Genomic DNA, 23934 nt, shown 5'->3' with positions numbered 1-23934 from the left:
CGATCTGGCCCGTACAAGGCTCAGATCGCTATCGCGGGAAAGCCCGCTCCCACGGGTGTGTGATCAGTGCACGGCAGCGGCGCTGCGCGGCGCTTGTTGCGCAGGCTCTTCACCGGCCATGCGCGCCGCTTCTTCCTCGATGCGGTAGGCCGGCACCTGGCCGTAGTCTTCGATCATCCATTTGAAGAAGCCGTAGATCTTCACCAGCAGGATCACCATGAACGGAATGGCGGTGAGCACCACGGCGGTTTTCATGGTCGACAGCGAAGCCTTGGCGAACAGCATGGCCAGCGGTACCAGGGTCAGCACCACGCACCAGAACAGGCGGTGGGTCGGCGTCGGGTCGTCGCCTTCACGCAGGTTGCGGGTGCTGGTGGCGGCCACGGCATAAGCGGCAGCGTCCATGTGCGAAGCGCAGAAGATCGCCATGATGAACAGGTACACGCCGAGGAACACCTGGCCCCACGGCAAGGCCAGCAGCAGGTGGGTCACCGCCGATTCGCCGCCTTGTTCACTGAGCATCTTCGGCACGTCCACGGCGCCGGTGATGAACTGGTGCATGCTGTAGCTTTCCAGGGCGCCGAAGAAGAACCAGCAACCGAAGCTGCCACCGAGCAGCAGGGCCATGACCACTTCCTTGATCTGCCGGCCACGCGACACGCGGGTCACGAACATGGCCACGCCTGGCGCGTAGGACACCCACCAGAGCCAGTAGAACACTGTCCAGTTGCGGGTGAAGGCACCGTCGCCCGCCGGGTCGGTGAACAGACTCATGTGCACGTAGTTCTGGATCATCAGGCCAATCGAGTTGGCGGTGTTGTTGATGGTGAACTGGGTCGGGCCGACCAGCAGCACCACCAGGGCAAACACCAGGGCGCCGATGCAGACTATCTTGCTCAGGCGCTGCAGGCCGCCATCGATACCGATGTAGGAGCTGAGCGAGAACATCACCGCCACCGCACCGATCACCAGCAGTTGCACGGTGAAGGTGTCCGGGGTGCCGGCCAGGTCATGCAGGCCGCGGGTCAGGGTCGAGGCGGTGAGCGCCAGCGACACGGTCAGCGCGCCCATCATGGTCAGCAGGAAGATCAAGTCGACGCTGCGCCCGACCGGGCCGGTGGCCTTGAAGCCGGTCACCGCTTCGACGATCGAGGCCAGGTTCAGGCCGCTCTTCTTGCGCACGTGGAAGTGATAGGCCATGGCCAGCGAGGCCAGGGCATAGATCGACCAGGCACTGACGCCCCAGTGGAAGAACGAGTAGCTGATGCTGTACTCGAGTGCCTTGGGGGTGGCGGCGGCGATGTTCAGGCCCGGGGTCTGGTAGTAGTAGGCCCATTCCATCACGCCCCAGTACAGGGTCGAAGAGCCCATGCCGGCGCAGATGAACATGAACACCCAGGTGGCGGTGGCGTACTCGGGTTTGCCACTGCCCAGGCGGATGTTGCCGTACTTGCTGAAGGCCAGGTACAGCACCGCCAGCGAGCTGCCGAACACCAGCACCTGAACACTGGTGCCGAAGGTCCGGGTCGACAGTTCGAACAACTGGTTGGCCGCGCTTTCGGCTTCGCCCGGGAAGGCTGCAAGGCCGATGACGGTGAGCAGCACGGCAATCAAACTCACGGTAATCAGGAACACATCAATCTTTTTATTTTTGTGCGACATCATCGTCTCCTGGACGTTGGCGTTCTTAGCTATACCCGGCAGGCACTCCGGGGTGTTGCGGCAGCACTCCCTGCTTCGTTGTTAACTTAAAGTTAACGTGAATCTTTTGGTTAACAGATTCTGCAGATAATCCGCTTCACCCGCAAGAGCCAAGGGGCCGTTTTGTCAGACAATTCTGACAATCGGCCCCTGGTCATCAACCTTCGATCAGCGCGCTGATAGCTTCACCGACTTGCTGGGTCGACTTTTGCCCGCCCATGTCGCGGGTGGTATCGCCGGCGGCGATGACCTGCTCGATGGCTTTGAGAATGTCGTCGTGGGCGGCGCGGTAGCGCGGGTCGGCGCCGTCGTTGCCAAGGAACTCGAGCATCAGCGCGCCCGACCAGATCATCGCGATCGGGTTGGCGATGTTCTTGCCGAAGATGTCCGGGGCCGAACCGTGCACGGGTTCGAACAGCGACGGGAATTTGCGCTCGGGGTTGAGGTTGGCCGATGGCGCGATGCCGATGGTGCCGGCGCAGGCCGGGCCGAGGTCGGAGAGGATGTCGCCGAACAGGTTCGAGGCCACCACCACGTCGAAGCGATCCGGCTGCAGCACGAAGCGGGCGCAGAGGATATCAATGTGCTGCTTGTCCCAGCTGATTTCCGGATAATTGGCAGCCATGGCCGCGGTGCGCTCGTCCCAGTAGGGCATGCTCACGGCCATGCCGTTGGACTTGGTCGCCGAGGTCACGTGCTTGCGCTCGCGGGTTTGCGCCACCTCGAAGGCGTACTTGAGGATGCGGTCGACACCCCGGCGGGTGAACACCGACTCCTGCAGCACGAACTCGTTGTCGGTGCCTTCGAACATGCGCCCGCCCAGGGACGAATATTCGCCTTCGGTGTTCTCGCGGATTACCACAAAGTCGATGTCGCCAGGCTCACGGCCGGCCAGCGGGCAGGGTACGCCGGGGAACAGGCGCACCGGGCGGATGTTCACGTACTGGTCGAAGTCGCGGCGAAACTTCAGCAGCGAGCCCCACAGCGAAATGTGGTCCGGGACCTTGTCTGGCCAGCCCACGGCGCCGAAGTACAGGGCGTCGAAATCCTTGAGCTGCTCGAACCAGTCGTCCGGCATCATTTTTCCGTGGGCCAGGTAGTAGTCGCAGCTGGCCCATTCGAAGAATTCGAAGCTGATGTCCAGGCCATGCTTGCGCGCGGCGGCCTCGACCACGCGGATGCCTTCGGGGAGTACTTCGTTGCCGATGCCGTCACCGGGAATTGCGGCGATTCTGAAAGTCTTGCTCATGAGGGGCGCACTCGTTGTCTAGGGAACAGGTGCGGCTCATGCTATAAGGGCAGGATTCAGAGATAATCTCGTGATTCATGGATTCTTAGTGCACGCATCGTGAATAATCTTCCCAGCCTCGACGACCTCAATATCTTCCTCCAGGTGGCCAAGCGCGCCAGCTTCGCGGCGGTGGCCGAAGAGCTCGGCATGTCGGCCGCGTTCATCAGCAAACGCATCCGCGTGCTTGAGCAAACCCTTGAAGTGCGCCTGCTGCACCGCACCACCCGGCGGGTGACGGTGAGCGAGGAGGGCGAGCGGGTGTACCAGTGGGCGCAGCAGATTTTCGATGCGGTGCAGCGCATGGGCGACGACATCAGCGCCCAGCACCGCGAACCGGTGGGCCAGCTGCGGATTGCCAGCAGCCTTGGCCTGGGCCGGCGATTTGTGGCCCCGGCGTTGTCGGAACTGGCCGAGCGCTACCCGCGCCTGGATGTGCGCCTGGACGTGCATGACCGCCTGGTGGACCTGATTGAAGAGGGCGTCGACCTGGATATTCGCGTCGGTAACGCCATCGCTCCCAACCTGATTGCCAAGCCGCTGGCCAGGAACCGCCGGGTGCTGTGCGCTTCCCCGGCCTACCTGGCCCGGCGCGGCACGCCCAAGGTGCTGGCCGAGCTTGCCAGCCATGATTGCCTGGTGATCAAGGAGCGTGACCACCCGTTTGGCGTCTGGCAGCTGGAAGGGCCGGGGGGCGAGGAGAGCGTGCGGGTGACCGGCAGCCTGTCGAGCAACCATGGTGAAGTGGCGCACCAGTGGTGCCTGGATGGGCGAGGAATTTTGCTGCGCTCGTGGTGGGATGTGCACGACAGCCTGGCCGATGGGCGCCTGGTGCAGGTGCTGGCGGAGTATCACCAGCCGGCGGACATCTGGGCGGTGTATACCTCGCCGCTGGCCAGTTCGGCCAAGGTGCGGGTGGCGGTGGAGTTTTTTCGCCAGTATTTTGCCGAGCGCTATAGCTTGCCTGAGCTAGGTTGACAGGGCCGGTGTACACAGGCCCATTGTGGGAGCAACTGTCTTGATCAGGCTGTTTGCACTCGCCAAGGGGTATTGTCCCGCAGCATTGCATTCAGCCTGACGATCAGCACCCGCATGCAAGCTACGAGTGCCACCTTGGCGCACTTGCCACGTGCCCGAAGTGCTTCGTAGCGTGCTTTAAATTCTGTGTTGTGACGGATGATGATCCAGCTCGACATGTACAGCACTCGCCTTACATGGGCCCGACCACCCCATATCTGGCGGTGCCCTCGATGGCTACCACTATCGTTGTTGTAAGGCGCTACGCCCACCAGCGCGGCGATCTGACGGCGGTCCAACTGCCCCAGTTCAGGCAGTGAGGCGAGCAGATTTGCGGCGGTTACCCGACCGATTCCGCTCACCGCCAACAACTGACTCGCCCTGGTATCGTCCAGTTGCACCATCGCCTGGTCAATTTCTTCGTCGAGGCGTTTGATCAGCACTTTCAGGTGTTCTATGTGCTCATCAAAGTGGGCCATCGCCATTGCCGAGCGGCATTGCAGGCGACGCCGTTTGTAGTCATCACGGCTCTGCACAAATTGGGCGCGCTGCTTCACCAACTCGCGCAGCTCTTCGCGTTCCGGGCTGATCGGTTGGCTTTGAGGAACGCTGAGGTGTGCAGCGAAGTCCGCAAGGACTTCGGCGTCGATCTTGTCGGTTTTGGCTTTTTTACCCATGGCATCGGCGAATTTCCGGGCACGGGCTGGGTTGATGCAGATGGTTTCCAGTCCTGCTGAGGCCAGGGCGATCAACACATCTTTCTCGTAGCCGCCTGTCGCTTCGATCAGCACTCGACTGATCTTGAAGTCCTTCAGACGCTCAAGCAACGCCTCGAAGCCTGCGGAGTTGTTGGCCACTTCGAAGCGGATTTTCTGAGGTTTGATGCAGATTTCCAAAGTGGCTTTGGCAGTGTCGATTCCAACAGAAGACAACATGGCTGAACCCTCTTACACTCAGTTGTGAGAGCGCTCTGGCTTGGCCCACGCTTGTGATTCGAGAGGCGCTCAATCAACTGTTCGGGCTCGGGCCAGAGTGGAGAGGTGAATGGCAGCTTTGCTCCCACACGTGCTTTAAGCACTACCGGCGTACAGCTTGCCATTCACCGCTCTCACTTCTGATTCTATTCCTACCTCAAGACACAAGCCGGCGTTGCCGGCGATGGGCTGCAACGCAGCCCCGGTTCACCTCAGAACGTGTAATCCACCGTCGCAAAATACGACCGCGGCTCACCCATCAGCCACTGCTCGCCACTGTGCGCAGTGGCCGCATAACGGCGGTCGAGCAGGTTGTTCAGCTGCAGGCCCAGACGCACATCCGGCAGCACCTGCCAGCCCAGGTTGGCATCGACCACGGTAAAGCCCGGCACGCTCTGGGAGTTGGCGGTGTTGGCATAGCGCTCATCGACATAACGCAGGCCCATGCCGGCGTCTACGTTGTGGCTGAAGCCTTTGCTGACCCACAGGTTGGCGGTCCGCCGCGGTACGTTGCTTGGGCGATTGCCAGCACGGGAAACGGTTTGCCCACCCACCGTCTGGTCGAAATCGTCGTACTTGGCGCGCACCACCGAGGCGTTGGCCGAGACATGCCACTGGTTGGCCAGGGCCAGCTCCAGGGTCGCTTCCAGGCCATCGGAGGTCTGCTGCCCGGCCTGTTCCTTCTGGTGGGTGTCGGGGTTGTCGACCAACAGCTTCTTCTTGACGATGTGATAGGCCGCCAGGGTCCACTCGCCACGGCCATCCCAGAACAGCTGCTTGAGGCCGAACTCGGTCTGCTTGGCTTCGGTCAGGTCGAACTTCTGTTGGCTCGGGCTCAAGGTCACCAGGTCGCTGACGCCATCTTCACTGGTGGAGTACTGGCCGTACAGACTCAGCTCGTCGTTGACTGCGAACACCAGCCCGGCGCGCCAGTTGCCGCCGTTGAGGCTGCGGTCAGTGCGGGTGTCGTTGACCAGGTTGTTGCGGTCGATGTGGTTCTGGTCGCGACGAATGCCGGTGACCAGCGACCAGCGCTCCGACAGCTGGGTGCGGTTCTCGGCGAACAGGGCGAAGGTGCGGGTGGTGCTGTCGGTTTGCGGGCGGGTCGGGCTGGCGCTGTGGAAGTAGCCCGGCGCCGGCTGCCACGGGTCGATGAAATCGCCGCCAATGTCGTTGTACGGCGAGTTGCTGTCGATGCCGAAACGGATGCGGTTGTACTCGGCGCCGACCACGGTTTTGCTGGCCAGGCCAAACAGCGAATGGTCGAAGGTGAAGCTCTGGCGGTCGCCGACCTGTTCCTGGTCGTGCCTGATCTCCAGGTAGCTGCCGCGCTCAAGCTGGCCGACGCCGCTGTTCCAGGTGTAGTCCTCGGCGTTGCGCCAGTGCCGGCGGCTCTTGAGGTAGTACAGCTGGTTGCTGGCGCTGATCGAATCGCTGATGGCCCAGTCGGTGTTAAAGCGGGTCCACTCGTCGTGGTAGTGCTGGGCCGAATCCTTGAGGTTGTAGTTTTTCTTGCGCAGGCTGTCGCGATAATGGCCGTCGATCAGCGGCGTGCCGAAGTAGTTCATCGGGTCGGCATCGCCGCGCTCGTGGGCGAGGGTGAAGCTCAGGTCGTCGCTGGCATCGAAGCGCAGGGCGGCGCTCATGGCCAGGTTCTTCGAGTCGCCGCGGTCGACCCAACCGTTGCTTTCCTGGCGGTTGAGGGTCACCCGGTAGCTCAGCCGCTCGCTCAGCGAACCACCGCTGTCCAGGCCCAGTTGCTGGCGGTCGTAGGAACCATAGCCCAGGCGCAGGTGGTTACGGATCTCGCCGGTAAAAGGTTTTTTCGGAATCACGTTGATCACCGCACCCGTGGCGCCTTCGCCGTACAGCACCGAGGCCGGGCCACGGATCACGTCGATGCGCTCGACCATCCACGGGTCGACCGGGAAGCTCTGGGTACCGGCGCCGGTGTACATGCGCGAGCCGTCGAACAGGGTCATCACCGAGCCGTGGCCGCTGAAGCCGCGGGCCGACAGCGCCGTATTGCCGTTGCCCGGGGTGGCGACCGAGGTGATGCCCGGCGAGCGGGTCACGGCGTCCTGCACGGTGAGGTTGTTGCGCCCGTCGATGACCTCGCTGGCGAGGCTGCTGGTGCTGGCCGGGGTGTCCATGGCACTGAGGTCCAGGCGCGAGCCGGTCGGCAGCGGGGTGGCCAGGCTGATGGTTTGGTTGTCGCTGCTGCTGGTGATGGCCGTCGAGGGCAGGGCCAGGGCAGAGGGGTTGGTGTCTTCGGCGAAAGCCGGCACGGAGAATGCCAGGCAGGGGGCCAGGGCATTGGCCGCCAGGGTATGAAGCTTGGAATTTCGGGACATGTCGTTCCACAGTCAACAGGAAGAATGAATCCCGGAGGGAACAACGCATGGAGGCATGGCGCACGCGCAGGCGGACGCCAACCGGCCTGCGCCCGCCCACCGCGGGGTTGCCAAACAGAAGCTTCAGGCCGGTCTCCGGGCTTGCGAGGGTCATGAAGGCCTTCACCTTCCCATGCCGAGGCACAGTGGTGTTTCGAAGGCTTCGCTCGCTTACCGTTGCGGGGGCAGCGCCGGACTGGTCATTTGCATGACGCACCGGCTTCCCGTTTCACCCTGCGCACGGCGGCGCAGGACACCTGAAACTGGCGCGCATCTGAACACCGAAAACCTTTGCAGTCAACGGCTTGCGTATCTGAGCAGATCAGTTTTTGGGTGGCGCTTCTAGGTCAACAGCATCGCCGGCAAGCCGGCTCCCACAGGGTTCGGTGTGCACCGTAGCTGTGGGAGCTGGCTTGCCAGCGATGAGTCCAGCTCAGACAGCGACGTCTCAACGCCCGCGCTTGCGCGACACCACCGCCTCGATATTCTTGCGCCCGATCAGCATTGGCTGCTTCGGCTCTTCCAGCCACTTGTACATCACCAGGCTGTCCACCAGCCCCAGGTGCGCATGCCGGTAGGCATTGGGCAAACGCCCGACGATGGCAAAGCCAAGCTTCTGCCACAAGGCCACCGCGACCTCGTTGCTCGACACCACCGAGTTGAACTGCATGGCCAGAAAACCCAGCTCCCGGGCCAGCTGCTGCGAGTGCTCGCACATCAACCTGGCGACACCGCGCCCACGGGCGGCGTCGCAGACCATGTAGCCGCAATTGCTGACATGGTTGCCGGGGCCGGCGGCATTGGCCTTGAGGAAGTAGGAGCCGAGCAGCACGCCATCCTCTTCGGCCACCAGGGTTCGCAGCGGCGCTTCCAGCCACAGCTGGCGAGCTTGCTCCTGGCTCATGGCCGGGTCGAAGGCATAGGTTTCGCGGGCGCTGACAATGCCCTGGAAGGTCGGCCAGAAAAGCTCGAAGTCGGCGGCGGTCATGGGGCGGATGTGGATCATGGTGGTTCCTGAAAACGGTTCGCCCGCTAGCTTATGCGAAAACGCCAGGAAGTGGGTGAGGCGCGGCGCGACCGCGCGCTCACGTGAGGGAGAGGTTACAGCCCAGCCTTGCCCACGGCATCCAGTGCCCGCGCCGAATACACCAGCGCCGCCCCGGCGTTCATGGCCACGGCCACGCCCAGGGCTTCGGCGATTTCTTCGCGGGTCGCGCCTTGCTTGACCGCCTGGGCCGAGTGCACGGCGATGCAGCCGTCACAGCGGGTGCTGACTGCCACGGCCAGGGAAATCAGCTCACGGGTCTTGGCGTCCAGGTGGTTGGTCCTGGCTCCGGCGCCACTGGCGGTCATGTAACCGTTAACCGTGTCGGGAGAGAGTTGCTTGAGATCGCCGATGCCGCCCATCAACTGATTACGGTAGGCATCCCAGTCCATCATGCTCATTGTCTTCACCTTGGTGTGGTTGGCAACTAGAACAGTGACGTTAGTTTTTTTTGCGGCAGGGCGCCGTTGCTCGATGGTCGGGGAAAGGCAAGACTTTGGGAGGGAGAGGGTCTCATCGCTGGCAAGCCAGCTCCCACAGAGAAAGCATGCACTGAACCTGTGGGAGCTGGCTTGCCAGCGATAGCGGTCTGAGTCAGATATAGATGAACACCAGCACCAGCGCCGCCACCACCGCCCATTTCTCCAGGTAGTAACGGGTGCGGTTGCGCTTCTTCAGCGCCTTGCCGCGCTCGCGGATCTTGTAGATGCGGGTGAACAGGCGGTTGATGCCGCCGGTCTTGTCACCGGCATCGTTGGGCGCGGCGGCCGCGGCCATCACGCTGCGGCTGAACCAGCGGTTGAACGCCGTGGCCCAGCGGTACTTGAGCGGACGCTCGACGTCGCAGAACAGAATGATGCGGTTGTGCTCGGTCTGGTTCGAGGCGTAGTGGATGTAGGTTTCATCGAACACCACCGCCTCGCCGTCGCGCCAGGCGTAGTTCTCGCCGTCGACGCAGATGTAGCAACCGTCATCGTTTGGCGTGTCCAGGCCCAGGTGGTAGCGGTACGAGCCTGCGTAAGGGTCGCGGTGGCGCACCAGCTTGGAGCCCGGCGGCAGGGTGGCGAACATCGCCGCCTTGACCGAGCCGATGCCCTGCAGCAGCTCGGTGGTGCGTGGGCACAGCTTCATTGCCGAAGGGTGGCTCTCGCCGTACCACTTCAGGTAGAAGCGCTTCCAGCCGCTCTTGAAGAACGAGTTGAAGCCGACGTCGTCGTAGTTCTGCGAGCTCTTGATCTCGCCGACGTGCAGCAGTTGCTGGGCCTCGGCGCGGATTTCCTGCCAGTTGTCCTGCAACGGCTTGAGCTCGGGGAAGGACTCGACTGGCAGGTACGGCTTGGCCGGCAGCTTGGAGAACAGGTACAGGAACACGTTGACCGGGGCCAGGAAGCTCGAGTGATCACCCAGCTGACGGGTGACCTTGTGCCGTACCCGGCCGCGGAAATGGACGTAGGCAATCGAGAAAACAAACAGTAGAACTAAGAAAATTTTCATGGGCGAATACTTGTCGATGTGGCGATGCGCCATGGCATAAGCCCGCCAGCATAAACAATCATGTCCACGGTTTGAACTAAATGTTACCGGTTATGTGCCCGACCATAGTGCTAGGCGCAACCGTTTGCCTTAACGATTCAGCCTGCGCGGTTGTCCCTCAGCAAACGTCGAGCGCTGCCCCGGCCCTGTTCAGGTAGGGCGTCAGGTCACCCGCCGCCTGTGCCTGGAGCAAGCCGATGATCACCTCTATGCCGGCCTGTTCGAGCAACGCGATACCCGCCCCGGCATTGCGCGGGTCGGGGTCGAGCATGGCAACGAACACGCGCTTGATGCCGCGCTTGATCAAGGCTGTGGCACAGGACGGCGTGCGGCCATGGAAGGAGCAGGGCTCGAGGGTCACGTAGGCCGTCACCCCGTCGGCATCGCCGTCGAACTGCGCCATGGCCATGGCTTCAGCGTGGTGTTGCCCTGGTGCTTGGGTAAAGCCGCGGGCAATGATCCGGCCGTCGCGCACCAGCACGCAGCCCACCGGGGGATTGGGCAGGCAGGTGGGCAAGGCGCGGCGGCCTTCGCTCAGGGCCTGGTGCATGAACAGCTTATCGCTGGGTGAAAAACAATCCATTGTCGTTCAGCTCCTGGGGTAGTGATGGCGCGAGTGCGCGTACACAGCGTAATCCAGCTTGCGCGCTTTTGCCGCCTCACTTGCGGGTGATTTTGCCGCCAGGGACATGCAGGTACGACATCACGCTTTCGGTCAGCTCGGTGGCCAGCTTCACCGCTTCCTTGTTGCGCGCCATGACCCCGGCCACCAGGCCTTCGATCAGCGCCAGCACGGCAATGCTGGAACTGGTCAGCACCGGGTGATCGGCAGCGGCGAACAGCACGTGACGGGCAATCGGCGTCAGCGGCGAGGCTGGCGAATCGGTAATGGCCAGCACCGTGGCGCCACGCTCATGGGCAAAGCGCGAGAGTTGCAGGGTGTCCTGGGAGTAGCGCGGCAGCGAAATAGCCAGCAGCACGTCCTGGTCAGTGATCGCTGCCAGGCGGTAGGCGGCGTTTTCGTTGCCGCCTTCCATGCTGATGGCGCAGGCATCGGCGCAGAACGGCACCAGGGTCGAGGCCGCCAGGCCCGCGAGGTAGACGCTGTTGCCAAAGCCCAGCACGTACACCTTGCGCGCCTGGGTCAGGCTGGCGATGAAGGCCTCGAAGGTCTCCGCCTGGTTGATGTCGCGGGTGGTCGCCAGGTTGCTGCTGGCGCTATGGATCTGCTCGTGCAGGCCGAACTCGCCCCCGGGGCGCTGGGCCAGTTCATTACGCAGCTTGTCCACGGGCGAGACCATCTGTTGCAGGGTGCTCACCAGCTCGGCCTTCATGCCGCTGTAGCCGCCCAGGTCCAGGGCCTTGGCCAGGCGGTTGACCGCGGCGGGCGAGGTGGCGGTGGCCTGGGCCATCTCTTCGATGGTCAGGGTCGCCGCCTTGAGCGGGTGACGCAGGATGTAATCGGCCACCTTGCGCAACGAGGGTTGCAGTTCGGCGAGGCTTTCCGACAGCTTGCGCATGACCGGCGAGGCGTAGACGGTGGTGTTCTTCGAAGTGCTCGACATCCGGCGCAAGGCTCCCTGAAAGATGGGTCGCAGTGTATCCCAAGCCACTCCCCGGCGTGCAGCCGGGGCGTGGCCTGGAGGCTTACTTGAGGCTGCCGGCAAGAAACTGGCGCAGACGTTCGGACTGCGGCCTGGCCAGCACTTCACGGGGGTGGCCGCGTTCTTCGGCAATGCCCTGGTGCAGGAACAGCAACTGGTTGGACACCTCGCGGGCAAAACCCATTTCATGGGTGACCACCACCATGGTCCGGCCTTCGCTGGCCAGGTCCTGCATGACCCTGAGCACTTCGCCGACCAGTTCCGGGTCAAGCGCCGAAGTCGGTTCGTCGAACAGCATCACTTCCGGCTCCATGGCCAGGGCGCGGGCGATCGCCACGCGTTGCTGTTCGCCGCCGGACATGTGCGCAGGGTAGGCATTGCGGCGATGGCTGACGCCGACCTTGTGCAGGTAGTGTTCGGCCTTCTCGCGGGCTTCCTTGCGGTTGATGCCCAGCACTTGCACCGGCGCTTCCATGACGTTGTCCAGGGCGCTCATGTGCGACCACAGGTTGAAGTGCTGAAAGACCATGCTCAGGCGTGCGCGCAGGCGTTGCAGCTGACGCGGGTCGGCGGCCCTGAGCCCGCCGCGGGAGCAGTTGCGCAGCTTGAGCTGCTCGCCGTTGACCAGGATCTCGCCGGCGTTGGGTTGCTCGAGCAGGTTGATGCAGCGCAGGAAGGTGCTCTTGCCCGAGCCGCTGGAGCCGATGATGCTGATCACGTCACCGGCGCTGGCCTGCAGCGAGACACCCTTGAGCACCTGATGGTTGCCGTAGCTTTTATGCAGGTCGTTGATTTGCAGTTTGTTCATCAGTAGGTACTCGGTGGGTCAGTCGGTGAGCAGGCGGCCCTGGCGAATCGGTGTGGTGCCGGCGACCTTGGCCAGCCACAGACCGGGCTGGGCAAAGCGCAGGCGTTCGCGGGCATAGAGGACGCCGTCGGTGCTGGCGCGGACCACGCTGTGGCGATCGGTCAGCGGGTCGATCACTTCGAACAGCGGGTCGCCGACCGTGACCCGCGCCCCCAAAGGTTGCAGATAGCTGACCACGCCGGGATGTTCGGCATAGGCATACTGGGCGCCGGCAAAGGGTGTGGCGGCGCAGCACTGGCTGGGCGCCGCGGGCCAGTCGCCGTTGATCAGGCCCTGGTCGGCGAGGTAGCCGAGAATCTGTTCGGCGCTGGCCTGGCATGCTTCGCGCCCGGTGTCGGCCATGCCGCGCAGTTCGACGGTGGTGGCCACGCAGGCCAGGGGAATCTCGGCCTCCGGGAAGTACTCGCGCAAGCGCAACCAGGGCACCGCACAGGCTTCATCGAATGCGTCGCCGCCGGCGTCTTCGGCCAGCAGCACCGCTTCGGCACCCAGGCGTGCTGCCAGCGAGCGCAGGGTTGGCCAGTTCTGCGGCAGGGCGTAGAGCAGCATCACCGATTCGAAATCGCAGTGCAGGTCGAGCACCAGGTCGGCATCGCAGGCGCTTTGCAGCAACAGGCGGCGCAGGCCGTCGAGCTCGCTGCGCGCTGCGGGCAGCTCGGCAAGGGTCGCGGCCATGGCCTGGCGAATCGTTGCCACGTTGGCTTCGCCATCGCTGCCCAGTTGGCCCTCCAGGCGCGCTACCAGCGCTTCGGTCAAGGGTGGGAAATCGCGGTTGAAGTTCTTGCCGCTGTTGAACTCGAATCGGCCCTGGTGCGTGGCCTGGAACATCTGGCCGATGCCGATCGGGTTGGCCAGTGGCACCAGCTCGATCACACCGCTGAGCCGGCCCTGGGCCTCGAGTTCGGCCAGGCGCCGCTTGAGCTCGACCGCCACCCGCATGCCGGGCAGTTCATCAGCGTGCAGCGAAGCCTGGATATAGGCCTTGCGTGCGCCGCTGCCGAAGCGAAACAGGCGCAGGGTGCGCTGGGTGCCGCAGGCACTCCAGGGCAGAACATGGTCAATTTGCTGCATGAAAGCTCCTTAGTGCTTGCGCGGGGCGAGGTAGACCAGCCAGCGGCGCTCGGCCAGCTTGAACAGGCGCACCAGCATGAAGGTCAGGACCAGGTAGATCAGCCCGGCGGTAATGAAGGCCTCGAAGGGCAGGTAGTAACGGGCATTGAAGGTTTTTGCCGCGCCGGTGATATCCACCAGGGTGACGATCGAGGCCAGGCTGGTGGTCTGCAGCATCATCAGCACTTCATTGCTGTATTGCGGCAGGGCCCGGCGCAGGGCCGAGGGCAGCAGGATGCGCCGGTACATCGTCAGGCGCGACATGCCCATGGCCCGGGCCGCCTCGACCTCGCCACGGGCCGTGGACCGCAGGCTGCCGGCCAGCAACTCGGCGCTGTAGGCGCTGGTGTTGATGGCAAAGGCCAGGCAGGTACAGAAGGTCGCGCTGGACAGGTACGGCCACAGCACACTGTTGCGCACCGCCTCGAACTGGGCCAGGCCGTAGTAGATCAGAAACAGCTGCACCAGCATCGGCGTGCCGCGGATCACATAGGTGTAGAGCCAGGCCGGGTAACGCAGCAGGCAGTTGCGCGAGACCCGCATCAGGGCCAGCGGAATTGCCAGCGCCAGGCCACAGGCCAGGGAGATCATCAGCACCTTCAAGGTCAGCAGAATGCCGTTGAGGTACAGCGGCAGGTTTTGCCAGATCAGGTGATAGTCGAGCATCAGGCAACTCCCCTCAGAGTTCGGCGGCTTTGCAGCCGACCGAGTAGCGTTTCTCGACGCCGCGCAACAGCAGCAGCGACAGGCTGGTCAGCAGCAGGTACAGGCCGGCCACGGCCAGGTAGAAGGTGAACGGCTGGTGGGTGGCATCGGCCGCGTTCTTGGCCTTGAACATCATGTCCTGCAAGCCGATCACCGAAATCAGCGCGGTGGACTTGGTCAGCACCAGCCAGTTGTTGGTAAAGCCCGGCAGCGCCAGGCGCACCATCTGCGGCACGCTGATCCGCCAGAACACCTGCAGGGGGCTCATGCCATAGGCCGCGCCGGCTTCGGCCTGGCCCTTGGGAATGGCCAGGAAGGCACCGCGGAAAGTCTCCGAGAGGTAGGCGCCGAAGATGAAGCCCATGGTGCAGACCCCGGCAATGAACGGGTTGATGTCGATGTACTGCTCGTAACCCAGGGCCAGTGCCAGGCGGTTGACCAGGTCCTGGCCGCCATAAAACACCAGCAGGATCAGCACCAGGTCGGGGATGCCGCGCACCACCGTGGTGTACAACTCGCCCAGGCCTGCCAGCCATTTGACTGGCGACAAGCGACAGGCCGCGCCGATCAGGCCGAGGCTGATGGCCATGGCCATGGCCAGCAAAGCCAGGTTGATGGTCAGCCAGGCGCCATCGAGAATGCTCGATCCGTAGCCATGAAGCATGATGAAAGTCCTCGCCAGCCGGGGTTAGTGGCCGTAGATATCGAACGGGAAGTACTTGCTTTGCACCTGCTGGTAGGTGCCGTTGGCGCGGATTGCCGCGATGGCGGCGTTGAGCCTGGCCAGGTTGGCGCTGTCGCCCTTGCGCACGGCAATTCCGGCACCACGGCCGAAGTATTGCGGGTCGCTGATATCCGGGCCGACCAGGGCAAAGCCTTGCCCGGCGGGGGTCTTGATGAAGCTTTCTTCGGTGTTGACGATGTCGGCGAGGGTTGCGTCCAGGCGCCCGGCGGTAAGGTCGAGAAAGGCTTCGTTCTGCGAGGCGTAGCGCACCACTTCGACCCCGGCGCTTTCCAGCTGCTCGGTGGCGAAGCGGTCATAGGTCGAGGCGCGCTGCACGCCGACCCGCTTGCCCTTGAGGTCGGTGGCCGGGTCGCTGATCTGGTTGCCGGCCTTCATCGCGAACTTGCCGGGCGTGTGGTAGTACTTGTCGGTGAAGTCGACCGATTTCAGTCTGTCTTCGGTGATCGACATCGACGACAGCACAGCGTCGATCTTGCGGACCTTCAACGACGGAATCATGCCGTCGAACTCCTGGATCACCCACTGGCACTTGACCTGTATCTGTGCGCACAGGGCGTTGCCGATGTCGTAGTCAAACCCTGTCAGTTCGCCTTGCGGCGTACGGTAGGAGAAAGGCGGGTAGGCAGCTTCGATGCCGATGCGCAGGCTGCCTTGGTCGGCCTGGGTCATTGCGCTGCAGGCACAGAGGGCCAGTGCGCCGAGAAGTCCGGTCTTGTTCATATTCTTGACTCCGGTGGGTGGGGTGCGCATAGAAATGACATGATTTATTTCAGAAATCAATTTCATGAAAATATAAATATCAATCGGCCGACTGACGGCACCTCCGTCCAGGCGGTAGACTCAAGCACTCGACCCCAGGAGTGCATGGCATGGACCCAGGCATTGGCGAAACCGGTGAACCCTTCAAGCGCCTGTTCTTTGCCCTCGACTGCGTGGCAGAGCAACGCCGGGCCATTGCCCGGTGGCGCAGTGAGCTGGATATGGAAACGGGGCGGCCAGTGCCCTCGGCGAATTTTCACCTGACCCTGATGTTCATCGGTGCGGCGGGCACTGCGCAGTTACCTGCGATCCTCGCCGCCGCTGCGGGCGTGAAGGTGCCGGGTGAGGCGCTGACGCTGGTGCTCGACCGGCTGGAGGTGTGGCGCTCGGCCAAGGCGTTGGTGTTGGTGCCCAGCCAGATGCCGGCGGCCTTGCGCCAGTTGGCCTATGCCCTGCAGCAGGCCATGCTGCCGTTGGGCTTTGCCCAGGACCCACGGGACTACCGCCCGCACCTGACATTGGCCCGTGACTACCGTGGCAGTGAGCCGGAGGCGCTGGTGCCGGCGGAATTTGTGCTGCGTGCGCGGCACTTCACCTTGTTCGAGTCGCGCAAGGGCCAGTACTGGCCGTTGGCGCAGTGGCCGTTATAGTCTACGACGCGCTTCGCGCCCGCTCCCACAGGATCGGCGCGTTACCTGTGGGAGCTGGCTTGCCAGCGATGAAGCCAGTACAGCCAACACATCAGGTAGTGTCTGGATTACGACCGCTTCGCGCCCGATCGCGGGCAAGACCCGCTCCCACAGGATCGGTGCGATACCTGTGGGAGCTGGCTTGCCAGCGATGAGGCCGGTACAGCCAACACATCAGGTAGTGTCTGGATTACAACCGCTTCGCAAGACCCGCTCCCACAGGATCGGCGCGTTACCTGTGGGAGCTGGCTTGCCAGCGATGAGGCCGGTACAGCCAGCACATCAGGTAGTGTCTGGATTACAACCGCTTCGCAAGACCCGCTCCCACAGGATCGGCGCGTTACCTGTGGGAGCTGGCTTGCCAGCGATGAGGCCGGTACAGCCAACACATCAGGTAGTGTCTGGATTACGACCGCTTCGCGCCCGATCGCGGGAAAGACCCGCTCCCACAAACCCGGCGTACACAGACCCACTGTGGGAGCCGGCGTTGCCGGCGATTGGCTGGCAACCTAGAACTGCGGCGTGTACTTCACGGTAAAGGTGAAGTTGCGCGGGTCACCAAAGTTGTTGTTGCCGTTGAGCTGGTTGTAGGCCGCAATGTAGTAGTGCTTGTCGAACAGGTTGTTGGCATTCAGCGCCAGGCCCACTTCCGGGCTCAGCTGGTACGCCAGGCGCGCGTTCCACACCGCGTAGCCGGGCACGTCGTAGGTGTGCTCGTAGCCCAGGGTATGCGACTGCGCGGTGAAGCCCAGGCCGGCGCTGACCTTGCTCCAGTCACCCGGCAGTTGGTAGTTACCCCACATGCGCAGCATGTGCTTGGGCGTCCAGGTGCTGAACACCTTGCCCTTGTCGTCCGGGTCGTCGAGGTAGGTGGTGGTGTTGTAGGTGTAGCCGGCAAACAGCTGCAGGCCGCTAAGCACTTCGCCGCTGACTTCAGCCTCGATGCCCTGGCTGCGCACCTTGCCGGCGGCGGTGGAGCAGTACCAGTCATCGCAGGCAAAGCCCGAGGCCTTGTCGATGATCGCGCGGTTTTCCTGGTCGTAGCGGAACACCGCCAGGGAGGTATTGACGCGGCCATCGAGCAATTCGCCCTTGATGCCCATTTCGTAGTTGCTGCCAATGATCGGCTTGAGCGCCGCGCCGCCGACGCTGCGTTCGGTCTGCGGCACGAAGACGTCGGCGTAGCTTGCATACAGCGACCATTCGCGGCTCAGGTCGTAGACCATACCGAGGTACGGGGTAACTTCACCGCTTTCGGTCATGGTGCTGGTCGGGCTGACCGAAGGGGCGCGGGTGACACCGGCATGCATGGTCGTGTCATAGCTGTAGTCGAACCAGCTGACCCGCGAACCCAGCACCAGGGTCAACGGCTCGGCCAGCTTGACCCGCCAGGCGCCATACAGGCCTTTCTGGCGCACGTCATAGGCACTGCTGAAACCACGGCCGTTGGGCTTGTCGAGCAAGCTGTCGTAGCTGATATCCGGGCGGTGATGGTCGATATCGAAGATGTTGTCAGTGCTGTCGTTGAACGTGCGCGCGAACAGATCATCGGTGGTCAGCTTCGAGTAGTTGCCGCCCAGGGTGATTTCCTGCTCGAGGTTGAAGGCGTTGAATTTGCCCACCAGGTTCATGTCGACACCCACCTTGGTGGAGTCGAAATCGGTCACCCAGTCGGCATAGCTGACACCGCTGCCATCGAAGTTGATGGCATCGTCAACGGTCTGTACGCGCTGGTGGGTCGACTCGTTGGTTTCACTCATGCGAATCGCACCAACGTGGAATTTCCAGTCGTCGTTGAAGCGGTGCTCAAGGTCGGCGTACAGGGTGGTGACGTCGATTTCCGAATGGTTCCAGCGCGAGCCGGTAAAGGTCGAACGCGGCACATCCAGGCCGCTGCCGTCGGCATAGCGCGGCAACCCGCGCAGCATTGGCCGCGACTCGGCGTTGGACTGGCTGACCGCGAAGCCCAGGGTGGTGGCCTCGTTCAGGTCGAAGTCCAGCGCGCCGTACAGCGAATGGGTCTTGCTCCATTCGTAGTCGACGAACGAATCGCTCTGGTCCTCGTCGGCGACGAAGCGCCCGCGCACGGTGCCGGCATCGTTCAACGGGCCGCCGGCGTCCAGTTGCAGGCCGTAGTGGTCCCAGCTGCCGGCCTTGCCGGTGACGGTCACGGTCGGCGTAGCCTGGCCGCGCTTGCGTACCAGGTTAACGGCGCCGCCCGGGCTGCCGGTGCCTTGCAACAGGCCGGAAGCGCCGCGCAGCACTTCCATGCGGTCGAAGAAGATCAGGTCCTGGGTCGCCCAGTTGCCCAGCGAATAGGTGTTACGCGGGATCGCCACGCCGTCGTACTGCCAGTCGTCGATCTGAAAGCCGCGCGAATAAATGATCAGGCCCGGGCCCACGCCCTGCAGGCCGACCAGGCCAGTGGTCTGGTTGACCGCGTCCTTGAGGTCGACGATGTTCTGGTCGTCCATCTGCTGGCGGGTCATCACCGTGACCGACTGGGGAATTTCCCTGAGGGTATGGCTGCCCTTGCCAATGGTGATCGCCCGCGCCGCATAGGAGCCGGTGCCCTCGGTGGTGGCCGCATTGAGATCGCCGCCGATGCCGCTGATGCTGGTGGCGCCCAGCTCCAGGGCGTTGCCGGCGTCGATGCTCGGCAGCACGCTGAAGTTGCCCTGTTCGGTGACCAGCAACTGCAGGCCGCTGCCGGCCAGGGCCTTCTGCATGGCCAGCATCGCGCTCATCCTGCCGATGATCGCCGGCGCCTGCTTGCCCTGTACCAGCGCTGGGTCCAGCGAAACGATGCGGCCGCTCTGGCTGGCGATGGCATTGAGGGTGCTGGCCAGGGAGGCGGCGGGCAGGTTGAAGCTCAGGGCCTGTTCCTGGGCCTGGACGGTGCTGGCCAGCGTGGCCAGGGCCACGGCGACAGGAAGGGCGTGAGACCAAGGGTTGAGCACGGAATTCTCCTGATTATGTTGGCGTGTCAGGAGATAGGTGCGATGAGAAATGAAAACCGGACACAAATACGAGTGATTTGCATAAATTATTTTTGCAGCGGGGTTTTCGCCCGAATCAGCGTCAGCCACGGGCTGTACTGATCGACCTTGACCGGCAGGGTTTCGGCCAGTGCGGCGAAGGCCCGCTGCGGTTCGTCCAGCGGGAAGACCCCCTGCACCCGCAGCCCGCGCACCTCGGGTTCGACCCGGACAAACCCACGGTAGTAAGGGCGCAGCGCCTCGACCACTGACTCGAGGGAATCATCCAGCACATTCAGGCGTCCGCTGAGCCAGTCGGCGCGCTGACGCTCGTCATTGCCCAGGGCTTCGATGCGTTCGCCGTGCAGCAGCGCGGCCTGGCCTTCCGGTACATCCAGTTCGCTGCCGTTGAACAGCCGCGCGCGTACCGAATGCTCAAGCACCACCAGGCGCGTGGCCTCGGCCTCCTGGCTGACCAGAAAGCGCGTGCCCAGGGCGCGCATTTCACCCTGGGCGCTACGCACCCGCAACGGCCGCTGCGGGTCGGCGGCGACCTGGATGATCAGCTCGCCCTGGCGCAGGATCAGCAACCGCTGATGGCCATCGAACTGCAAGTCGACGGCGCTGCCGGCGTTCAGGCTCAGGCGGCTGCCATCGGCCAGGGTGAAGTCGCGACGCTCGCCCTTGGCCGTGCGCAAATCGGCCAGCAGTGCTTCACCCACCTCACTGCGCGCGCCCAGCCACAGGCCACCGCCGAGCACGCCGATGCCGACGAAGGCGCGCAGCAGTTCGCGCCGCGAGCCGTTGGGCTGCAGCAACAGTTGGCGAACCTCACCGGTGTGCCCCGGGGCGCGGCGCTCGAAATTGCGCACGGTCTGGCAGGCGCCGCCCAGGCGTTCCTGCAAGCGTGCCCAGGCCTGGGCGTGGGCCGGGTCGCTGCCCAGCCACTGGCTGAAGTCGCTGTGCAGCTGGGCGTCGGTGTTGCCCGAACTCAAGCGCACCATCCAGTCGATGGCGGCTTCTGCGCTGGGGTCGAGACGGCGCTGGCTCATGGCGCCAGCTCACTGAGGTAGCACTGGCTCAGGGCCTGCTTCATGTAGCGGCTGACAGTGCGCTCGGAGAGGTCGAGCTTGCGCGCGATATCGACATAACTCATGCCGTCGAGCTGGCTGTAGAGGAAGGTGGCCTTGACGATCATCGGCAGGCCGTCGAGCACCTGGTCGATGCTCACCAGTGCTTCGATCAGCAGCAGTTGCTCTTCCGGGGAGGGCGCCAGCGGCTCAGGCAGGGCCGCCAAACGTTCCAGGTAAGCCTGCTCCAGCTGGCGACGGCGATGGCGATCGAAGATCAACCGGCGGGCGATGGTCGACAGATAGGCGCGCGGCTGCTGGATGCTCGCCGGATCGACCTGGGCGGCGAGCATCTGGCAGAAGGTCTCGGCGGCGGTGTCTTCGGCGTCGGCGCGGTTGCGCAGGCGCTTGTGGATGTGCTGCAGGAGCCAACGGTGGTGGTCGCTGAAAAAGAAGCCCAGCTTGCGGGTGGAGGAGGTTGGCACCGGTTGGCGTTCCCGAAGGTGTTAGTGTGAATCGTTCTCAATCTTACCTGTGCGGCGAGGCAAGGTGCAATCACCGCCGCCAACCGTGCTTTACAATTTTCCTACAGACTGCCCTTGGGCGCAGTAATAGGGTGGCGGCCAGACGAATCGAGGGAAAAGAGAATGGACCTGTCGCTCGCGGGCCAGCGGTTCACCCTGCTGGAGAACTTCAAGGACGATACACGGCTGCGCGCCAGCTTCAACGCCTTGACCCACCAGACGTTCGAATTCGATTTCGAACAGTGGTACCAGGACGGCTATTGGGGCGAAGGCTACCAGCCCTGTGCGTTGGCCCATGACGGGCGCATCGTCGCCAACCTTTCGGTCAACCTCATGCACTTCGAGGTGCTCGGCGAGCCTAAGCGCTGCATCCAGCTAGGCACGGTCATGGTCGCGCCGGAGTATCGTGGCAAAGGCCTGAGCCGCGTGCTGCTGGAGCGGGTGCTGGACAGATGGCAGGGCCAGTGCGAGCTGATCTACCTGTTTGCCAACGATACAGTGCTGGATTACTACCCCAGGTTCGGTTTTCGCCGGGTGCTCGAACATCAGTACAGCGCGGCGTTAAGCCCATCAGCGCAGCCTTGCAGCTTCTACAGGGTCGACATGAGCGACGTGCTCGAGCGCCTGCGCTTCATCAGCGCGGTCGCCAGCGCGGTACCCGCTGCACGGTTGGCGATGCGCAGTAATCCTGATCAGACGATGTTCTATTGCACGTCGTTTTTCAAAGACTGCGTTCACTACTCGGCAGCGCTGCAGGCCTATGTGGTGATGGAAATCGTCGACGGCGTGATGACGCTCTATGAGGTGTTCGCCAGGCAAGCGCTCGACCTGCAGGCACTGATTGCAGAACTGAGGACACCCCAGACCACCCGGGTGGTACTGGGGTTTACGCCGCTGGATGTCAGCGGCTTCGAGGCGCAGCCGCTTGAGTCGGATGACAGCCTGTTCGTGCTCGGCCAGGCCGGTCAGTTCATCGAGCATGCCAGGCTGATGTTTCCGTTGCTGTCACACGCCTGAGTCGCTCAGGCCACCACCGGAATCAGCGGATCGGCAGCGGCGAGGGCAATCGCACGATCGGCCACGGGCGGGTAGATCCACACCGAGTTGATCTGCTGCTTGAGGGTCTTGGCTTCGTCCTTGATCAGCTTGACCTCACGCTGCCAGCCCTCGGTGTACACCGCGCCCCAGGCCCCCAGGTCCAGGCAGGTGACGTACTTGGGCTGGCGGTACGGCAGCGGTTCGACACCCAGCAGGTCGGCGGCGACGTTGTTGCCCGAATGCCGGCCCAGGGCGATGGCGTGCTGGCAGGTCATCAAGGCGTGGTTTCCGAGGTCGTCGGTGGCGGCGTAGGCCACGTCACCGGTGGCGAATACATGCTCCTGACCAATGACCTTGAGGTTGCCGTCGACATGCAGGCGGCCATGGCCATCGCGTTGCCCCGGCACTTGTTCGGTGAGCGCGCTGGCGCGGACGCCGACGGTCCAGACCACGGTGCTGGCCTCGATGCGCTGGCCGTCGGCGAGGGTCACGCCGTCGGCATCCACGGCGGCCACCGAGGCATTGAGCCGCCACTCGACCCCCAGTGCCGCGCTGGCTTCGACGATCGCCGGGCTGATGCCTTCGCCCAGGGCCGCGCCGATCTTGTTGCCGCGATCGACAATGATCACCTTCACCTCAGCGTCCTGGCCCAGCACTGCGCGCAGGCGGGCGGGCATTTCGCTCGCGGTCTCGATGCCGGTGAAGCCGCCGCCGGCCACCACCACGGTGTTGCGCGCCGTTGATCCAGGCCGTTGCGCCAGGGCCTTGATGTGCTGCTCCAGGCGGCTGGCCGATTCGATCTGGTCGACGTCGAAGGCGTGCTCATCAAGCCCGGCCAGGTTTGGCCGGACCACGCCACTGCCGCTGGCCATGACCAGGCGATCGTAGCCAAGTACCTGCTGCAGGCCCTGGCCGTCGCGGTAGCCGACACGCTTGCCGGCCACGTCGATCTCGTCCACCGCGCCCTGGATGAAGTTCACGCCCACGGCGGTAAACAGTTCAGCCAACGGCGCTTTCATCTGCTGCACATCGGTTTCGTAGAAGCGCGGACGGATGCGCAGTTCGGCCTGGGGGGCGAGCACGCTGACGCTGACGTCGTTGCGCCCGTGCTGGTCCAGCAGGCGAGTGGCGCTGAGGGCGCTCCACATACCGCCGAAGCCGGCGCCGATGATCAGGATGTGCTGTTTCATGTTCTGCTCCGAGAAAGAAGGGCTGTTGTTTGCCGGTCGCAGGTACGTCGTGACCCGGAGCGGATAACTACGACTCTATTGGTCGTAGTTATCAAGTGCAAGTTTTTTTTCAAACCGGTTTGTGCCTGCCCCGGTTTGCTGGTGGTCGTAGTGAACTGGTAGTATTGGCGACAAATCCAGTCGGAGATTGACATGTCCCTGTATAGCGCCGGCGTCGAGTACGGCTTGCACTGCCTGCTGTTTCTGGTCGACGACCTGGGCGAAAGCCGCGAAGCCAGCGTGCGCGACCTGGCCGAGCTGCAGGGTGTGCCCCATGAATACCTGGCCAAGGTCTTTACCAAACTGGCCAAGGCCAGACTGGTGGTTGCCACCGAAGGTGTGCGTGGCGGCTTCAAGCTGGCCAGGCCTGCGGACGAAATCACCGTGCTGGATATCGTCACGGCCATCGACGGGCACAAGGCGATCTTCGATTGCCGCGATGTGCGCGACCGCTGCACGCTGTTCGACGGTGCGCCGCCGGCCTGGGCCATTGACGGCACCTGTGCCATTCACGCGGTGATGCTGACCGCGCAAAAGCGCATGGAAGAAGCCCTGGCCCAGCAGACCATCCTCGATCTGTCGCGGCGCTTGGGGCGCAAGGCGCCAGCGGAGTTTTCCACCCAGGTGGTCAGGTGGATCAACGACCGCCGCGACAGCAAGTAAG

General features: G+C 63.5%; 22 protein-coding genes and 1 riboswitch. Of the genes, 4 read left to right on the top strand and 18 right to left on the bottom strand.

Features of this window, described 5'->3' with window-relative positions; all coding sequences use genetic code 11:
* Positions 1-63: 63 nt before the first annotated feature.
* Positions 64-1662 carry a BCCT family transporter gene (locus LOY45_RS16250; protein ID WP_276543034.1) on the bottom strand — a complete coding sequence of 533 codons (1599 nt, stop codon included), beginning with the start codon at positions 1660-1662 and terminating at the stop codon, positions 64-66.
* A gap of 196 nt (positions 1663-1858) precedes the next feature.
* Positions 1859-2950 (bottom strand): tartrate dehydrogenase, encoded by a 1092-nt coding sequence (locus tag LOY45_RS16245; protein ID WP_115087615.1) that lies wholly within the window; start codon positions 2948-2950, stop codon positions 1859-1861.
* A 99-nt stretch (positions 2951-3049) separates the two neighbouring features.
* On the opposite strand from LOY45_RS16245, the gene LOY45_RS16240 reads away from it, so the two are divergent.
* On the top strand, positions 3050-3967 hold the full coding sequence (locus tag LOY45_RS16240) for a LysR substrate-binding domain-containing protein (protein WP_134061467.1): 918 nt from the start codon (positions 3050-3052) through the stop codon (positions 3965-3967).
* Between the two features lie 44 nt (positions 3968-4011).
* Here the strand turns inward: LOY45_RS16240 and LOY45_RS16235 are convergent, their stop codons facing one another.
* The 12 genes from LOY45_RS16235 to LOY45_RS16180 all read right to left on the bottom strand — a co-directional run bounded on the left by LOY45_RS16235 (position 4012) and on the right by LOY45_RS16180 (position 15703).
* A complete protein-coding gene (locus tag LOY45_RS16235) occupies positions 4012-4941 on the bottom strand; it encodes an IS110 family RNA-guided transposase (RefSeq protein WP_258578010.1) in 930 nt (309 codons plus the stop codon).
* Between the two features lie 251 nt (positions 4942-5192).
* Positions 5193-7334: a TonB-dependent receptor gene (locus tag LOY45_RS16230; RefSeq protein WP_258578009.1), complete on the bottom strand. Its 2142-nt coding sequence runs from the start codon at positions 7332-7334 to the stop codon at positions 5193-5195.
* 109 nt (positions 7335-7443) lie between these two features.
* A riboswitch (cobalamin riboswitch) is annotated at positions 7444-7649 on the bottom strand.
* A gap of 172 nt (positions 7650-7821) precedes the next feature.
* Positions 7822-8379, bottom strand: a complete 558-nt coding sequence (locus LOY45_RS16225) for a GNAT family N-acetyltransferase (RefSeq protein WP_258578008.1) — start codon at positions 8377-8379, stop codon at positions 7822-7824.
* 95 nt (positions 8380-8474) lie between these two features.
* Positions 8475-8819, bottom strand: coding sequence for a carboxymuconolactone decarboxylase family protein (locus LOY45_RS16220; RefSeq protein WP_115087619.1), 345 nt, complete (start codon positions 8817-8819; stop codon positions 8475-8477).
* A 193-nt stretch (positions 8820-9012) separates the two neighbouring features.
* Positions 9013-9912, bottom strand: coding sequence for a lipid A hydroxylase LpxO (gene lpxO, locus LOY45_RS16215; RefSeq protein WP_258578007.1), 900 nt, complete (start codon positions 9910-9912; stop codon positions 9013-9015).
* A 157-nt stretch (positions 9913-10069) separates the two neighbouring features.
* Positions 10070-10534: a bifunctional diaminohydroxyphosphoribosylaminopyrimidine deaminase/5-amino-6-(5-phosphoribosylamino)uracil reductase RibD gene (gene ribD / locus LOY45_RS16210; RefSeq protein WP_115087620.1), complete on the bottom strand. Its 465-nt coding sequence runs from the start codon at positions 10532-10534 to the stop codon at positions 10070-10072.
* Between the two features lie 76 nt (positions 10535-10610).
* Positions 10611-11516, bottom strand: a complete 906-nt coding sequence (locus tag LOY45_RS16205; protein ID WP_115087621.1) for a MurR/RpiR family transcriptional regulator — start codon at positions 11514-11516, stop codon at positions 10611-10613.
* Between the two features lie 82 nt (positions 11517-11598).
* Positions 11599-12363: an ABC transporter ATP-binding protein gene (locus LOY45_RS16200; protein ID WP_115087622.1), complete on the bottom strand. Its 765-nt coding sequence runs from the start codon at positions 12361-12363 to the stop codon at positions 11599-11601.
* An 18-nt stretch (positions 12364-12381) separates the two neighbouring features.
* The gene (locus LOY45_RS16195; RefSeq protein WP_115087623.1) at positions 12382-13494 is read right to left on the bottom strand and encodes a succinylglutamate desuccinylase/aspartoacylase family protein; all 1113 of its coding nucleotides are present in this window, start codon (positions 13492-13494) and stop codon (positions 12382-12384) included.
* 9 nt (positions 13495-13503) lie between these two features.
* On the bottom strand, positions 13504-14199 hold the full coding sequence (locus LOY45_RS16190) for an ABC transporter permease (protein WP_420832694.1): 696 nt from the start codon (positions 14197-14199) through the stop codon (positions 13504-13506).
* 13 nt (positions 14200-14212) lie between these two features.
* Positions 14213-14902, bottom strand: a complete 690-nt coding sequence (locus tag LOY45_RS16185) for an ABC transporter permease (protein ID WP_134061469.1) — start codon at positions 14900-14902, stop codon at positions 14213-14215.
* A 24-nt stretch (positions 14903-14926) separates the two neighbouring features.
* On the bottom strand, positions 14927-15703 hold the full coding sequence (locus LOY45_RS16180) for an ABC transporter substrate-binding protein (RefSeq protein WP_258578006.1): 777 nt from the start codon (positions 15701-15703) through the stop codon (positions 14927-14929).
* A gap of 149 nt (positions 15704-15852) precedes the next feature.
* Between LOY45_RS16180 and thpR the strand changes: the two genes are divergently transcribed.
* On the top strand, positions 15853-16392 hold the full coding sequence (gene thpR, locus LOY45_RS16175) for an RNA 2',3'-cyclic phosphodiesterase (RefSeq protein WP_115087627.1): 540 nt from the start codon (positions 15853-15855) through the stop codon (positions 16390-16392).
* A gap of 548 nt (positions 16393-16940) precedes the next feature.
* Here the strand turns inward: thpR and LOY45_RS16170 are convergent.
* The 3 genes from LOY45_RS16170 to LOY45_RS16160 all read right to left on the bottom strand — a co-directional run bounded on the left by LOY45_RS16170 (position 16941) and on the right by LOY45_RS16160 (position 20964).
* On the bottom strand, positions 16941-19391 hold the full coding sequence (locus tag LOY45_RS16170; protein WP_258578005.1) for a TonB-dependent siderophore receptor: 2451 nt from the start codon (positions 19389-19391) through the stop codon (positions 16941-16943).
* Positions 19392-19477: 86 nt separating this feature from the next.
* On the bottom strand, positions 19478-20461 hold the full coding sequence (locus LOY45_RS16165; protein WP_258578004.1) for a FecR domain-containing protein: 984 nt from the start codon (positions 20459-20461) through the stop codon (positions 19478-19480).
* Positions 20458-20964 carry a sigma-70 family RNA polymerase sigma factor gene (locus LOY45_RS16160; protein ID WP_115087630.1) on the bottom strand — a complete coding sequence of 169 codons (507 nt, stop codon included), beginning with the start codon at positions 20962-20964 and terminating at the stop codon, positions 20458-20460. The genes LOY45_RS16165 and LOY45_RS16160 overlap by 4 nt, the downstream gene beginning before the upstream one ends.
* A 162-nt stretch (positions 20965-21126) precedes the next feature.
* On the opposite strand from LOY45_RS16160, the gene LOY45_RS16155 reads away from it, so the two are divergent.
* A complete protein-coding gene (locus LOY45_RS16155; protein WP_115087631.1) occupies positions 21127-22020 on the top strand; it encodes a GNAT family N-acetyltransferase in 894 nt (297 codons plus the stop codon).
* Between the two features lie 5 nt (positions 22021-22025).
* Here LOY45_RS16155 and LOY45_RS16150 read toward each other — a convergent pair whose 3' ends face one another.
* On the bottom strand, positions 22026-23231 hold the full coding sequence (locus LOY45_RS16150; RefSeq protein ID WP_134061473.1) for an NAD(P)/FAD-dependent oxidoreductase: 1206 nt from the start codon (positions 23229-23231) through the stop codon (positions 22026-22028).
* Between the two features lie 192 nt (positions 23232-23423).
* On the opposite strand from LOY45_RS16150, the gene LOY45_RS16145 reads away from it, so the two are divergent.
* The gene (locus tag LOY45_RS16145) at positions 23424-23933 is read left to right on the top strand and encodes an RrF2 family transcriptional regulator (RefSeq protein WP_115087633.1); all 510 of its coding nucleotides are present in this window, start codon (positions 23424-23426) and stop codon (positions 23931-23933) included.
* Position 23934: the final 1 nt, after the last annotated feature.

It is taken from the genome of Pseudomonas wadenswilerensis (assembly GCF_024749185.1).
Taxonomy (GTDB): Bacteria; Pseudomonadota; Gammaproteobacteria; order Pseudomonadales; family Pseudomonadaceae; genus Aquipseudomonas; species Aquipseudomonas wadenswilerensis.
Note: the sequence above shows the minus strand (reverse complement) of the source record. Positions and strands in the feature narration are given on the sequence as shown.